This window comes from Kribbella sp. VKM Ac-2569 (assembly GCF_004216905.1).
GTDB lineage: Bacteria > Actinomycetota > Actinomycetes > Propionibacteriales > Kribbellaceae > Kribbella.
Genome location: NZ_SGXJ01000008.1, coordinates 14,041 through 28,586, shown reverse-complemented (window position 1 = coordinate 28,586; position 14,546 = coordinate 14,041). Strand labels below are relative to the sequence as shown.

Here is a 14,546-nt window from a genome sequence, read left to right as displayed (position 1 = left end):
GTTCGGGGACCACGAGGGGAGGCGGACGATGGCACGACCACCAACGAGTCGCGACCTGGCGCGTCTGGCCGGGGTGTCGCAGGCGACGGTGTCGCGGGTGCTGACCAACAATCCGAAGGTCAACCCGGAGACACGGGCCCGCGTCCTGCAGGTGCTGAAGGACGCGAACTACACGCCGAACGCGCTGGCCCGGGCGATGAAGACCGGCCGGACCGACACCATCGGCGTGTTCATGACGCGGGTGACCAGCCCGTTCCACGCCGAGCTGCTCGACGAGATCGGCCGGGTGCTGAACTCGATGGGCCTGCACATGATCCTGTGGAACATCGAGCACGATCCCGAGGAGGCGGTCGCGGAGGTGCTCCAGCAGCGACTCGTCGACGGGTTCCTGCTGACGTCGGCGACGTTCGACTCGAGGCTGCACACGATGGCGCTGGCATCCGGTACGCCGACGGTCCTGCTGCACCGCGGGATCGACGGGCTGGACTGCGATCAGGTCGTCGGCGACAACCGGCAGGGCGCGTACGACGCCGGCCGGTACCTCGTCGACGCGGGGCACACCGACATCGGCCTGGTGACGCTGGCCCCCACCAGCAACACGTCCCGCGACCGCGACCAGGGGTTCCGCGCCGCACTCGCCGACGCCGGGGTCGAGATCAAGCCCAGCAACGTGATCACCGTCGGCGTCCCGCACGCCGACGGCCACGCGGCCGCGCAGAAGCTGCTGTCCCGCAAGAAACCGCCGACCGCGATCTACACGGTCACCGACCTGCTGGCCTTCGGCATCCTCGACGGCGCCCGCGCCGTCGGCGCCCGGGTTCCCGACGACGTCTGGGTGATCGGCTTCGACAACACCGAAATGGCCGCCTGGGAGGCCTTCGACCTTACGAGCGTCGAGCAGCCGATCCATGCGATCGTCGAAACCGGCATCGACCTGCTCCGGCAGCGCATCGCCGACCCGGACCGCCCGGCCGAGACGATCACGCTGCCTTGCCCACTTGTGATCCGCGGATCGACCGCCAACCGGGGCCTCTAGACCGGTATCGAGTCGTAGCGGGCCGAGACCTTCTTGCGGGCCACGGGGTCGGTGACCGCGTTCGCAGGGAGTTCGCCGAGTTCGACGAACATCTTCTCCAGGCCGCCCGGCACCATCAGCGTGAGGAAGCGACCACCTCCGCGGGCGGCGCTGATCGTGTGCGCGGTGTCCTTCGGGACCAGGACGTAGGTGCCGGCGCCGGCCACCACCGCCTCACCACCGACGGTGAAGGTGAACTCACCCTCCAGTACGAAGAACGACTCCTCGAACCCGTGGTGCAGGTGCGGAACTGTCCACGGACCTTCGGCCTCCCCGGCGAACTCCGTCAACGAGAACGTCCGCGTGACGGCATCATCGGCCAGCACCCGCATCCGGGCCACCCCGAGATCCACGGTCCGTCCGGCACCCTTCGTCACCACGTGCGCCTGACCTGTCATCGTCCCCACCGCCTCCTGCTCGACTGCTCCCACAGTCGTCCGGCCGGGGATGCGAGGCAATATCAAATTCTGAAGTTGCCATCCGGCCGCGAGCGAACGACAGTGAAGTTGTGCGCGGATACGGCCAGTTCTGTCCGATCGCCAGGAGCTCCGAGCTGCTGGCGGAACGGTGGACGCCGATCATCGTCCGCAACCTGCTGAACGGTTGCCGCACGTTCAACGAGATCCGCCAAGGAGCGCCTGGTATCTCCACGGCGCTCCTCGCCCAGCGTCTCGACGTACTCGAGCGTCACGGCGTACTCCGTCGTACCGTCGACGGCCGCGCGGTCACGTACCGGCTGACCGAGATGGGCCAGGCGCTGCGGCCAGTGCTCGACGCGATGGGGCAATGGGGTGCGCGCTGGCTGGAGATCGAGCCGGGGCATCTGGAGCCGGCGTACGTGCTCTGGGCAACGATGAAGCTGGTGGACCTGGACAGGATCCCGGACGGGACGACGGTGATCAGGTTCGAGCTGCGCGACCGTCCGGCGGAGCAGCACTGGATGCTGCTGCGGCGACCGCAGCCGGAGCTGTGCAGCAGGTCCAGCGGGTACGCCGAGGATCTGGTCTGCCGGACCGATGCTTTGACGCTCGTCGACCTGCACCTGAAGCAGCTGACCTACTCGCGCGCGATCCGCACCGGACGCGTCGAGCTGGTCGGACCGCCGCAGCTGTGCAAGGCGTTCCCGGCGTGGTTCCGTAGCAGCCCGTTCGCCCCGTTCGTGCCGTCAGTCGCGCAGGCGCGGTAGTACGTCGCGGAGGAGCTCGGCGTGCTCTTCCGGCTGGGACAGACCCATATTCATGGTGTTGACGCAGAGGTGGGTCGCGCCGAGGTCTCGCCACCCGTCGGCGAAGGAGCGCCAGTCCTGTTCGGGTACGGCGCCGAGCGTCAGTCTCGCTTCGATTCCGATGGACTGCGGGTCGCGGCCGGCCGCCTCCGCTGCTTCGCGGATCGTCGCGATTTGCCTGCGGGCCTTCTCGTCCGGCGCTGATTGCGGCATCCAGCCGTCACCGATCCGCCCGGTACGTCGCAGTACGGCATCCGCGCTGCCGCCGAACCAGATCGGGATTTCCCTGCCAGGCAAGGGATTCAGCCCGGCTTCCTCGATCTCGTGGTACTTGCCCTTGACCGAGATGACGGGCTCTGCCCAGAGCTTCCGCAGTACGTCGACCTGCTCCTCCAGCAGAGCGCCGCGCTGCTTGAACGGTACGCCGAGTGCCTGGTACTCGACGTGGTTCCAGCCGATGCCGACGCCGAGGCGGAGCCGGCCGCCGCTCAGTACGTCGACCTCGGCCGCCTGCTTCGCCGCCAACGCGGTCTGGCGCTGCGGCACGACGAGTACGCCGGTGACGAGCTCGAGCTCCGTGGTGATCGCGGCCAGGTAGCCGAACAGCACGAAAACCTCGTGAAACAAGGACTTGTCGGTGTACCCGGTCCAGCCCGGGCGGTTCGACGGATCCGCGCCGAGCACGTGGTCATAGGCGAGCACGTGACTGTACCCGGCCTCCTCCACGGTGGTCGCCCAGTTGCGCACGACCTTCGGGTCCGCGCCGATCTCGAGCTGCGGAAACACCGCACCGATCTTCATTTCGCTCCCAACAAATCGACGAGGCCCTGGACCGCGAGCTCGAACGGTTCGGTCGACCCGGCCGCCCGGGCGAGCACATACCCACCCTGCAGTACGGCGGCGATCGTCGCGGCGGTCCGCGCCGGGTCCAGCGACGCCGGGAACTCGCCCGTACGCTTGCCCTCAGCAACCACCTCGGCCAGCCTGGCCCGCAACCACTCGAACGTCTCCGCGACCGGTGCCCGCAACTCCGGATCCGCAACCACGTCCGGATCCGCCGCCAGCCGCCCCACCTGACACCCGCGGAGCACATCCCGCTCCCGCCCGAGATATCCGCTGATCCGCTCGGCCGCCGTACCCTCACCGGTCAGCTGCACGTCGGCAGCCGCCCGCAACTCGGCGCCCGACCGCTCGATCGCCGCCTTCGCGAGCTCCGCCTTGCCTGTGAAGTGGTGATACATACTCCCCTGCCCGGCGTCCGCAGCCCGCTGAATCGCCTTGGGCGAGGTCCCCACATACCCCCGCTCCCACAACAACTCCTGCGTACTCCGAATCAACCGCTCCACCGTCTCCACCCACCCAACTGTACCCACAGGTACAGCCGGGTGGATGAAGGTGGCCGTCAGCTGACGGTGACGATCTTGTTGACGGTGTACGCCGGGGCGTGGTCGGCGTCGCCGGGGAAGTAGACGCGGTAGGCGATCTGGCCGCGTACTGCGGGCCGGATGCCGAAGGCGTACTTGCCTGAGCTGCTCAGCTTCACCGAGGCGATCGACTTCCACACCTTGTTGCCGTACTGCTGCAGGTAGACCGACTGCCCGTAGTGCGCCGGAAGGACGTACCCACTGAAGGCGGTCGTCCCACCGAGCCGGATCGACGCCGGGGACAGGGTGGCCGAGATCGTCGGCTTGACCTGGACGGTGACGTCAACGGTGCGGGTGCCCATCAGAGACGCGTTGCCCGGGAACGTCAGCATGTAGACCGACGACACGAGCGGCTTGTGCGTCACGGAGAGTGTCCCGGTCGACGACGTCTTGAGCGCCGCGAGCAGCGTGAACTTCGAGGACGTCTTCGGCCGTACGTAGACGTTCACCGGCAACCCGGCGTACGCGACATTGTCGATCCGCAGCGTGCTGCCCTTGATCGTGATCGAGCCGCCGTAGTTGAGCAGCGTCGAGGTCACCGCGATCCCCGACTTCATCCCGAGCAGTTGCTCGACCGCGATCGGACTGTAGTGGCCCGTGCGATCAACCACCCAGGCGGCGTAGGTGTACGTCGTACTCTGCGCCAGGCCGGTGTTCTTCACACCGGTCCCGGTCCCCGCGTACACGAGCGTCCCGGTCGTCGGCGTCGGCGCCTTGCTCCCGACATTGCGCCGTACGATCACCTGATCGAGGTCGTTCGTCGGCGGAATCGTCCAGGCCAGGTTCGCGGCCAGATAGGCACCGCTGCCGGTGAACGTGGTCAGCGCCTTCGGGGCCAGATCGGCGGTGGTGAAGACCGTCGAGAACGGCTGCACCTGCTGGTGGTCCGCGCCGACAAGGTACAACGTGGCCTCGATGTTGTACGGCCGGTTGTCGAGGAGCGGCTGCTGCGGCGTGAGCGTGGCCGTCCGCGTCGCGGGGTCGTAGGTGGTGGACTCGCTGACGTACTCGCCGGTCTTCCCGTCGCGCAACTGCAAAGAGCCGGGCACGGACGCCGCGTCCATGTCCCGCGCGAACGTCACCTTGGGAGTCACCGACGCCGGCGCGCCGGATGCCAGGTTCGCCGGGTACACGTCCCGGATCCCGTATGCCCACCCCGTGGCCGCCACGCCCGACGTGCTGCTCGCCAGCGTCAGCGTGTACGGCCGGGTGACCTTCGAACCGTTGTAGTTGCGGACGGCCAGGTACGTCGTGCCTGCGCCCGCCTTGACGTCGACCGCCGCGGTCAGCGGACCCCACAGCGGACCCTTGACCGGGTCCACGACCGGGAACTCGTTGTCCGCATGGCCGAGGAAGTTCAGGTCCGTGTCGTAGACATCGACAACGGGACCGACGTTCGAGTAGGTGGTGCGCTCGTCGTAGCTGGGACCGGTGACCGCGACGTGCACATCCTGGGCGGCCGCGAGATCGATCGAGTACCAGTCGACGTCACCCTCGGAGTCGATCGCACCCGTGGTCGAGCCGAAGCCGGTCAGCTTCTTCGCGCGGATCGGCTGGTCGTTGCCGTCCGCGACCGCCGTCGGGAAGTCCGGGGCGAAGCGGCCGCCGAGGGCGGCGTACGCGTCCAGGTTGCCGTGACCGTAGTACTGGTCGATGCCGCGCGGGCCCGCGTCACGGGAGTACATCTCGAGGCGCTGCGCGACCTGGGCCGGCGTCAGCGACGGCCACTTGTTCCGTACCAGCGCCGCGACGCCTGCGACGATCGGAGTCGAGCAGGAGGTGCCGGTGCAGTACCAGTACGGCTCATAATCCGGCGGAGTCAGGTTCCGCGGACCGGTGCTGAGGATGTCCACGCCAGGCGCCGCGATGTCCATCCAGTAGCCGAACGAGCTGAAGTCGGTCAGTGAGCCGGTCGCATCGGTCGCCGCGACGGAGATCGCTTCGGGGTACACAGCCGGGTATTGGCGATCGCCGCTGCCGTCATTGCCAGCAGCAACCACGACCACGACACCGTTGGCGTACGCACGCTTGATCGCGTCGTACAGGACCGGGTCGTTGTCGGGCCCGCCGAGGGACATGTTGATCACCTTGGCGCCGTGGGCGACCGCCCAGTCGATGCCCTCCGCGATGTCGGAGTCGTAGCCGCTGCCGTTGGCGTCGAGGACCTTGACCGGCATCGCCTTCACGTTCCAGCCGACGCCGGCGACGCCGATGCCGTTGTTCGCGGCGCCGGCGATGATACCCAGTGTCATCGTCCCGTGACCGTTGTCGTCGACCGGGTTCGGGCGGGTGCTGGACACCGCGTTGTACCCGGGCACGAGGTGACCGACGAGATCCGGGTGGCCGGCGTCGACACCGGTGTCGAGGACCGCGACGATCTGGCTGCCGGTCGATTTCGACAGGTCCCAGGCCTGCGGCATCCGCACCGTGTTCAGGTACGCCGCCTGGTCGGTGCCGTAGTACTCGTCGTTCGGCACGGCGGTGGCGTGGCGCTTGTAGTTCAGCGAGGCGAGCTCGACGCTCGGGTCGGCCTTCAGCTTCTTCAGCAGGTCAGGCGCCGCTGCCTCGCCCTTGACCTTTACGACGTTCGAGGACACCTGGTCGTCCGGCGTCGCACCGGCCCGGGCGACCGCGGCCTTCCGGGCCGAGGCGGTTGCCTTCGGCTTGAACTTCACCAGGACGGCGTTCGGCTCGAACTCGGTCTTGGCGGCAGCGTGCTGGCCGGCGAACGGCGGACGGTACGGACGGCGCGGCTCGGCGGCGGATCCGGACGATCCGGAGAGGGCGACCAAGCCGGCTGCGACGAGGGCCGCGGGCAGGGCCAGGCGCAGCAATTGGGTGGGACGGGACAACGGGGGACCCCCAAGATGAGTGGACCGACCATATTCGGTCCAGGCCTTAAATCGTTGGATCGACCCTCGGCGTTACAAGTCCCGGGATCTATGATCCGTAGGTGCCGACCACCGTGCTCGCCACGAAGCTGTTCCCGCCGGCTCGGCGGTCCGGGCTGGTGGCGCGGCCATGGCTGGTGGAGCGGCTGGACAGCACTCTGGAGCCCGGTCATCGGCTCGCTCTGGTCTCCGCACCGGCCGGTTTCGGGAAGACGACCCTCGTCGCCGAGTGGGCCGCCGGTCACGATCGGGTGGGCTGGCTGTCGCTCGACGACGGCGACAACGCGCTCCCCCGGTTCCTGGCGCACCTCTGGGCGGCCCTGCCTGGTATCCGGGTGCCGCCGCCTGCGGCCGACGTACCGACGACGGCCGCGCTGACTGCTCTCGTCAACGACTACGCCTCTCAGCCGGACACTGTGCTCGTGCTCGATGACTATCACGTGATCGAAGCGCTCGACGTCCACGAGGCTATGGCGTTTCTGCTCGATCATCTGCCGGATCAGCTGCACCTGGTCGTGGCGACGCGGGCGGACCCGCCGTTCCCGCTGGCTCGGCTGCGTGGTCGCGGGCAGTTGACCGAGGTACGTGTCGACGACCTGCGGTTCGCTGCTGCGGAGGCGGGTGCGTTTCTCAACGACGTCATGGGGCTGCGGTTGGCTGCGGACGACGTACTGGCGCTGGAGGGGCGGACTGAGGGGTGGGTCGCCGGGCTCCAGCTGGCTGCGCTCTCGTTGCGTGGCGTGTCCGACGTTGCTGGGTTCATCGATGCTTTTACCGGCAGTCATCGGTTCGTCATCGACTATTTGGCGGACGAGGTGCTTGCGCGGCAGCCTGCCGCGGTGCGGGACTTTCTGCTCCGTACGGCGGTTCTCGATCGGCTCACCGGCTCCTTGTGCGATGCGGTCACCGGTCAGCTCGGGGGCGATCGGGTGCTGGACGAGCTGGATCGCGGCAACGTGTTCGTGGTCGCGCTGGACGCCGGTCGGACCTGGTACCGGTACCACCACCTGTTCCGCGACGTACTGCGTGCGCGTCTGCTCGCTGAGCGCCCGGAGGAGCTGCCACGGCTGCATCGGGCGGCGAGCGAGTGGTACGCCGCGCAGCAGTTGGCTCCCGACGCCGTACGGCATGCGTTGGCCGCAGGTGATGATGAACGGTCCGCGTTCTTGATCGAGGAGGCGCTGCCTGAGGTACGGCGTGCGCGCCAGGACTCGTTGCTGCTGAGCTGGGTCCGGGCGCTGCCCGAGTCCGTCGTACGGCGGCGTCCGGTGCTCTGTATCGCGGCGGCGTGGTCGTCGATGATCGCCGGCGAACTGGACCGCATGGGGCGCTGGCTCGATGACGCGGAGGCCGCGCTGGCCGCGGGCGATCCGGGGGCGGTCTGGGCGGATACCGAGGATCTGCGCACCGCGCCGGCCTTGATCCTGGTCTATCGGGCGGCACTGGCTCAGGCGCGTGGTGATGTCGCCGCCACGGTTCTGTGTGCCGAGCGGGCGCTGGAACTGGCTGGGCCTGCCGATCATTTCATCCGGGGCGCTGCGGGTGGGTTCGTCGCGCTGGCCGCGTGGGCGGCTGGCGATGTCGAGGAGGCGTTGACGACGTTCGCGACGGCGGTTCGCAGTCTGCGGGCGGCAGGCAACCTGACCGACGCGCAGGACAGCACGGTGGTGACGGGCGATCTGTGGATGGCGGCCGGGCGGCCGTCGCAGGCGAGGAAAACGTTTGAGCAGGCGCTGGCGGCAGCAACCCGCAACGGCGAGCCGTATCCGCGGGTCACCGCAGACCTGCACGTCGGCTTGGCCGAGCTCGACCGGGAGCTGGACGACCTCGCCGGCGCGGAGGAACATCTGGAGACCTCACGGATCCTCGCCGAGCACGGCTCGATCACCGAGAACCGGCACCGCTGGCACGTCGCGATGGCGCAGGTGCAGGTCGCACGCGGCGACTTCGCTGCCGCCGTACGGCTGCTCGACGAAGCGGAGGAGCTGTACTGGCGCGGGTCGTATCCCGAGCTGCGGCCGATCGCGGCGATGCGCGCGCGGGTACACCTCGCGGCCGGGGATCTCGTCGCGGCCGGAGCGTGGGCAAGTGGGATCTCCGACACGGTGTCGTATTTGCACGAGTACGAGCAGCTCACCCTTGCGCGACTGCTGATTCGCCGCGGTGACGACGTACTCGGACTGCTGGATCGGCTGCGCGTGGACGCCGACGGCCGGCGGGCGGGCAGTCTGCTGGAGATCGACGTACTGCGGGCGCTTGCACTTCACCTGCGCGGCGAACGGCCGGCTGCCCTCGCCGCCCTGCGCCAAGCCCTCGCCGCTGCGCCGGAGCCCGAGCGATACGTACGTTTGTTTCTGGATGAGGGCGCTCCGATGCTCGCCCTTCTGCAGGACGCGGCCCCCGACGAACCCCTCGTACGCCGGCTTCTGAAGGCACCGACGGCATCGCCGGATCCGCTGACCGAGCGCGAACTCGACGTACTGCGTCTCCTCGACACCGAGCTCACCGGCCCGGAGATCGCGCGCCGGCTCTACGTCTCGTTGAACACCCTGCGCACGCACACGAAACGCATCTTCACCAAGCTCGGTGCCACCAACCGCTCCGGCGCCGTACGTCGTGCCCGCGAACGCGGCCTGCTCTAGCTGTCACCACCTCAATCACCACATGTGGTGACGCCCACTCCCCACGTCGCGACCTACGTTCCGATTACCACGAACGAGGGAGCTGGACATGACCATCAACGCAACCACACTGACCCGAGCTGCCGGCGCCGCCGCAGTCGCGGCCGGAGCGATCTTCATCGGCGTACAGATCGGGCACCCGCACGTCGACGTCAACTCGATCGTCACGACCGAGCTCGCCGTACGGAGCACTCTGAAGCTGCTGATGGCGGCGCTGGCGCTGGTCGGGATCACCGGCCTCTACCTGAGTCAGATCCGTCGCAACGGCGTCCTCGGGCTCATCGGGTACGTCGTCCTCGCGTTCGGCTATCTGTTGATCATCGGCACGACGTACGTCTCGGGGTACGTCCTGCCGTCGATCGCGGACACGAGCCCCGGGTATGTGCGGGACGTGCTCGAGGCGGCGACCGGCGGCCACGCGATCGGCGACATCGGAACGCTCGGGACGGTCCTCAAGGTGCAGGGATTCGCCTACCTGGCCGGTGGCCTGCTGCTCGGAATCGCGCTCTTCCGCGCCCGGGTGCTGACTCGCTGGGCGACGATCCTGCTGGCCGTCGGCGGTCTCGTCTCCGCAGCGCTGACCGTGGCACCGGACTCGCTCTACCGCCTGCTGGCCTACCCGAACGGCATCGCGATGATTGCCCTCGGCTACTCGCTCTGGCGCACGACCACATCGGTCCGGCAGCCGGTTGCGGTCGCGAGTTGACCGTCTACGAGGTCAGGGTCGCCGGACGACTCGACCCGAGCTGGTCCGGCTGGTTCGCCGACTTCACGCTCATCCCCGAACCCGACGACACCACCACCCTCCGCGGCACGATCGCAGACCAGTCAGAGCTCCACGGCGTACTCGCCCGAATCCGCGACCTCGGCCTCCCCCTCATCTCCGTCGTACCTGTAGCGGGGTCCGGCGTGGCGGGGTGAGGTGGGCGGTCGGGGCTTGGAGAATGCGGTAGATGGTTGGTCGATCATCGGGTGTGGTGGTGTCGCGGTGGTGGCACGGGTTGATCGCGGCGGTGATTCTGGCGTCGCTGGTGATTCAGCTCGTGCTGATCTTCACCGGCGGCGCAGACGCGAATTCGGGTGAGAGCGGTACGGCGGTCGGCGTAGGGGCCCGGCTGTGGCGGTTGTTCAGCTTCTTCACCATCCAGAGCAACCTGATCGTGCTCGCGGTCGCTGTCGGGCTCGTACTTCGGCCCGCGCGGGACGGCTCAGTATGGCGCGTCGTACGCCTCGACTCGCTGCTCGGGATCGTCATCACCGGCCTGGTCTTCGCGATCGTGCTCGCCCCGCAGGTCCACCTCACCGGCGCGGCCCTCGCGGCAACGATCGGTTTCCACTACATCTCCCCGTGGACCACCCTCGCCGCCTGGCTCGTCCTCGGCCCGCGCCCACGCCTCACCTGGCAGGCAGTCGGGTACGCGTTCGTGTGGCCGGTGGCGTGGCTCGTCTACATCTTCACCCAGGGCGCCTTCACCAACTGGTACCCGTACCCCTTCCTGGACGCCACCGACCTAGGCCTCCCCACCGCTCTCCGCAACGCCACCTTCGTCCTGATCCTCGGCCTCGCACTAGCAGCCGCCTTCAAAGCGCTCGACAGCAAACTCCCCACCCGCGACCAGCAGAACTCAGGCTGAGCTATGAGTCCGCGCGTGATCCGCATCGAGGCGTACGACGCGGCCTGGGCCGACCGCTTCACCCAGCTCGGCCGGAACCTCCGCGCTGCCCTGGGCGACATCGCGCTCCGGATCGATCACATAGGCTCCACCGCCGTACCCGGACTCGCCGCCAAGCCGGTCATCGACATCCAGATCTCCGTCACCGCGCTGGACCCCGTCCACCCGTTCCGCATCCCGCTGGAGGGCCTCGGGTACGTCTACCGCGCCGACAACCCCGAACGCACCAAGCGCTACTTCCGCGAACGCCCCGGCGACCCCCGCACCCACATCCACGTCCGCAAGCTCGGCAGCTTCTCCCAGCAGTTCCCGCTGCTCCTCCGCGACTACCTGCGCGCCCACCCCGCCGAACTCGCGCCGTACGAACACCTCAAGCGCCAGCTCGCCGCCCAACACACCCACGACGGCGCCGCCTACACCGAAGGCAAACTCCCCTGGTTCTGGCAAACCATCCGCCGCGCCGACACGTGGTCGCAGGCGATCGGCTGGGAGCCCGCGGCGTCCGATGGCTGACCTGATTGGACTGGGAATACCTCGCGGGGACTGGGAACACGCAATTGCCTGTTCCCAGTCCCCGGCGCTTGTTCCGACGCCGCCGGCCGCCCGGAGCGGCGGGCGGTCTGGGAATGTCACACGCGTTGGATGGGCGGTTGTGGGTGGGGACCGATAGTCTCGGGCGGCATGAGCATGAGTGTCGCCATCGCGGTGATTACCTTCAGGCGACCTGCTCTGTTGCGGGGGTTGTTGACGAGTTTGCAGGCTCAGGAGCTGCCCTCGGACGGCGAGTACGCGATCCGGATCGTCGTGGTGGACAACGACGCGGAAGGGTCGGCGGCGCGGGTGCTGGAGGAGTTCGGGGACGGTACGCCGTACCCGATCGAGTCGGTCGTGGAACCGGAGCCAGGGATCCCCTTCGCGCGGGAACGCTCCGTCGAGCTCTGCTGGAACGACGACGCGCTGATCTTCGTCGACGACGACGAGGTCGCCCCGCCCGGCTGGCTGACGACACTGCTCAAGGCGTGGGAGTCCACCGGAGCCGACGTCGTGACGGGCCCGGTGAAGGGCAATCTCCCGCCCGGCGCGCCGCCGTGGAACGCGTACAGCGACGTACACGACTCCACCGGCCGGCACACCACCGGCGAGGAGCTCCGCAAGGCGTACACGAACAACACGCTGGTCAGCCGTCGCGTCTACCACGCGGTCACGCCGGGCTTCCATCCCGCGTTCCGGTACACCGGCTCCAGCGATCTGCACTTCTTCCTCCGCGTGCACCGCGCAGGCTTCCGGATCGTCTGGTGCGAAGAGGCCTGGATCGCCGAGGAGGTCCCGGTTGGCCGCACCACGCTGCGCTGGCTGGTACGGCGGGCGTTCCGGTCCGGCAGCGGCGACACGATCAGCCGTCTGCTGATCCGCCCGGGCGCGGTCAGCTACGTCCTGGTGCTGGCCTATGCTTCGGCCCGGGTGATCTCGGCGATCGGGTTCGCCCTCGCCGGGCTGCTGCTCGGCCGGAAGACGCACCTGCTGAAGGCAGTCCGCCGGTTCTTCTCGGGCGTCGGTAGTCTCGCCGGGATAGTAGGGATCAACCATGACGAGTACCGGGAACGGCACGGTTCGGCCGACGGTGGCGGAGCTGTGCCGGGCGATCTGGACGGTGGAACGGGACCTGGAGCTGCTCGAGTGGCAGATCCGGGGAGCGCACCCCTGGCCGATCATCCGGATGCGCGTCTTTCATGAGCTGACCCGCCGCACCGGCATCCACGGCGCGCCGCATCCGGTACGACGTACGCCGTACGACAAGGCCGCCCTGGTCGGGAAACACGTCGCCGGGATCGTCACGCGCACCCCGTTCCCCGGCCGGTACGACGCGCTCGTCGTACCGCATCCGCGGAAACCGAACGGTGTCGAGATCTACACCGACGAGCTCCGCGCCGCGCTCGGCGACCGCGCCCTGATCCTGGACTCCGGGATCAACGGCACTCCGCTTCCGGGCAGCAAGAACCTGGACTTCTTCACGTCGGCCGCCGGCGCGATCCACCGCCGTACGGCCGACGACCGCGGTATCGCGACCGCGCTGGAGAAACTCGCCGGTGTCCGGATCCCGATCGGCGCGCTGCTGGCCCGTGAGGTCCCGAAGCACCTCCGGCTCCGCGCCCTCTACCGCGCGCTCCTCAAGAAGCACCGGATCAAGACGGTCTATTTGGTCGTCGCGTACTTCCACCAGCACATCGTTGGCGCCGCCCGCGATCTGGGGATCCGCGTCGTCGAGCTGCAGCACGGCGCGATCAGCCCGTTCCACCTCGGATACAGCTACCCGGGGCGGCCCGCGGTCGCGGATCAGCCGGACGAGCTGTGGTGCTTCGGGTCGTACTGGACCGATGTCGCTGACCTGCCTGCCGGGATGCGGACCGAGGTGATGGGCGCACCGTTCCTGCCGCCGTCCGGCCCGAAGGAGCCGCGCCGGGTCGTCTTCTTGTCGCAAGGCACGGTTGGAGCGGAGCTCGTCGAGGTCGGGGACGCAGTTGCCAAGGAGCACCCGGACCTGGAGGTTCTCTACCGTCTGCACCCGAGCGAGCGCGCGGAGGACTACACGATTCCGGCCGGCGTCCAGCTATCGACCGGCGGCAGTACGCTCGATCTGCTCGCGACCGCGACGTACCAGGTCGGCGTCTCGACCACCGCGCTGTTCGAGGGCATGGCGCTCGGCTGCCGTACGGCGGTCGCCGACCTCCCGGGCCACGAGTACCTGGATCCGGCGATCGGCAAGGGTCATGCGCTCCTGATGTCTCGTCCCGGACAACTCACCGATGCGCCGCTCTGCGACGACCCCAGCAGCTACTACGCGCCGAGCAGCCTGTCACGGCTCGCGGCCGAGCAACCCGAGTAGGCGGTCCTGCAGCGGCGCATCCGGCTCGACCAGTACTTCGGCGCCGTACACCTCGATGCCCTCGCCGAAGGCGCCGGGCGTCCGGTACTTCGTCATCAACTCCGGCGGGATCGCGACCGCGATTGCCCAGAGCCGCTCGACGTCGGCCGGGTCCATCGTCTCGTCCTGATCGGTGGCGCGCGCCAGGTCCCAGCCGTGCAGGACGAGGTCGTCGGACACCACCTGGTCGATGTGCTGCTCGGTCGTCAGCCGCCCGGCCGGGGTGTCGGTCTCGGTCAGCGCGGAGACCGGGTCGTCGAGTACGTCCTCGATCGCAGCTCGTGCCTCCTGGAACGCGGTCAGCGGGTCGTCCGCCGGCTCCAACTTCCGCGCGACCGGGGTCAGCATCACCGCGTGCATCGTGACGACGTGCTCGACCACGTCCCGGGCGGTCCACTTCGCGCACGGTGACTGGTTCCCCCACTGCTCGGGGTGCACCGCCGCGACCTTCCGCTCGAACGCCTCGGCCCGCCGCCGGTACCGCTCCGCGATCTCACCCATCCCCGAATAGTCCCGCGTCGCCGTACCTCGCGAAACCCCTGGCGTCTTTGTGCACGGCTCAACCAAAAATCGGCGCTGGAAATGGTCGACCGGTGCACAAAGTCGGGTATTGGCGGAGGCGGGGAGTGTCGGTGTGGGCTTTTAGCGTGGGCG

Annotated in this window: 14 protein-coding genes; 9 read left to right on the top strand and 5 right to left on the bottom strand. The window is 68.6% G+C overall.

The window, feature by feature from the left end:
- Positions 1–28: 28 nt before the first annotated feature.
- A complete protein-coding gene (locus EV649_RS38285; RefSeq protein WP_130388632.1) occupies positions 29–1,036 on the top strand; it encodes a LacI family DNA-binding transcriptional regulator in 1,008 nt (335 codons plus the stop codon).
- Here EV649_RS38285 and EV649_RS38280 read toward each other — a convergent pair.
- A complete protein-coding gene (locus EV649_RS38280) occupies positions 1,033–1,533 on the bottom strand; it encodes a cupin domain-containing protein (protein ID WP_206751602.1) in 501 nt (166 codons plus the stop codon). The genes EV649_RS38285 and EV649_RS38280 overlap by 4 nt on opposite strands.
- Before the next feature lie 50 nt (positions 1,534–1,583).
- On the opposite strand from EV649_RS38280, the gene EV649_RS38275 reads away from it, so the two are divergent.
- Positions 1,584–2,261 carry a helix-turn-helix domain-containing protein gene (locus EV649_RS38275; protein WP_157996392.1) on the top strand — a complete coding sequence of 226 codons (678 nt, stop codon included), beginning with the start codon at positions 1,584–1,586 and terminating at the stop codon, positions 2,259–2,261.
- Here EV649_RS38275 and EV649_RS38270 read toward each other — a convergent pair.
- From EV649_RS38270 to EV649_RS38260, 3 genes are read right to left on the bottom strand one after another with little or no spacing between them, the layout of a single operon-like run.
- Positions 2,241–3,101: an LLM class F420-dependent oxidoreductase gene (locus tag EV649_RS38270; RefSeq protein WP_130388629.1), complete on the bottom strand. Its 861-nt coding sequence runs from the start codon at positions 3,099–3,101 to the stop codon at positions 2,241–2,243. The two genes, EV649_RS38275 and EV649_RS38270, sit on opposite strands and share 21 nt — an antisense overlap.
- Positions 3,098–3,655, bottom strand: a complete 558-nt coding sequence (locus tag EV649_RS38265) for a TetR/AcrR family transcriptional regulator (RefSeq protein ID WP_130388628.1) — start codon at positions 3,653–3,655, stop codon at positions 3,098–3,100. Before EV649_RS38265 ends, EV649_RS38270 begins: the two co-directional genes overlap by 4 nt.
- Before the next feature lie 47 nt (positions 3,656–3,702).
- Positions 3,703–6,576, bottom strand: a complete 2,874-nt coding sequence (locus EV649_RS38260) for a S8 family serine peptidase (RefSeq protein WP_130388627.1) — start codon at positions 6,574–6,576, stop codon at positions 3,703–3,705.
- A 101-nt stretch (positions 6,577–6,677) separates the two neighbouring features.
- Between EV649_RS38260 and EV649_RS38255 the strand changes: the two genes are divergently transcribed.
- The 7 genes from EV649_RS38255 (at position 6,678) to EV649_RS38225 (ending at position 13,853) form a co-directional block, all read left to right on the top strand.
- A complete protein-coding gene (locus tag EV649_RS38255; RefSeq protein WP_130388626.1) occupies positions 6,678–9,257 on the top strand; it encodes a LuxR C-terminal-related transcriptional regulator in 2,580 nt (859 codons plus the stop codon).
- A gap of 88 nt (positions 9,258–9,345) precedes the next feature.
- Complete coding sequence (locus tag EV649_RS38250) at positions 9,346–10,002, top strand: hypothetical protein (RefSeq protein WP_130388625.1); 657 nt, start codon at positions 9,346–9,348, stop codon at positions 10,000–10,002.
- Positions 9,999–10,217, top strand: a complete 219-nt coding sequence (locus EV649_RS38245) for a hypothetical protein (RefSeq protein ID WP_130388624.1) — start codon at positions 9,999–10,001, stop codon at positions 10,215–10,217. Before EV649_RS38250 ends, EV649_RS38245 begins: the two co-directional genes overlap by 4 nt.
- A gap of 32 nt (positions 10,218–10,249) precedes the next feature.
- Entirely contained in the window at positions 10,250–10,930 is a 681-nt protein-coding gene (locus EV649_RS38240; RefSeq protein WP_130388623.1) for a Pr6Pr family membrane protein, read from the top strand.
- Positions 10,931–10,933: 3 nt separating this feature from the next.
- Positions 10,934–11,482, top strand: a complete 549-nt coding sequence (locus EV649_RS38235) for a GrpB family protein (protein WP_130388622.1) — start codon at positions 10,934–10,936, stop codon at positions 11,480–11,482.
- A 168-nt stretch (positions 11,483–11,650) separates the two neighbouring features.
- A complete protein-coding gene (locus EV649_RS38230; protein ID WP_130388621.1) occupies positions 11,651–12,703 on the top strand; it encodes a glycosyltransferase family 2 protein in 1,053 nt (350 codons plus the stop codon).
- Positions 12,687–13,853, top strand: a complete 1,167-nt coding sequence (locus EV649_RS38225; protein WP_130388620.1) for a hypothetical protein — start codon at positions 12,687–12,689, stop codon at positions 13,851–13,853. Before EV649_RS38230 ends, EV649_RS38225 begins: the two co-directional genes overlap by 17 nt.
- Here EV649_RS38225 and EV649_RS38220 read toward each other — a convergent pair.
- Entirely contained in the window at positions 13,824–14,393 is a 570-nt protein-coding gene (locus EV649_RS38220; protein WP_130388619.1) for a TIGR03086 family metal-binding protein, read from the bottom strand. The two genes, EV649_RS38225 and EV649_RS38220, sit on opposite strands and share 30 nt — an antisense overlap.
- Between the last annotated feature and the right edge of the window lie 153 nt (positions 14,394–14,546).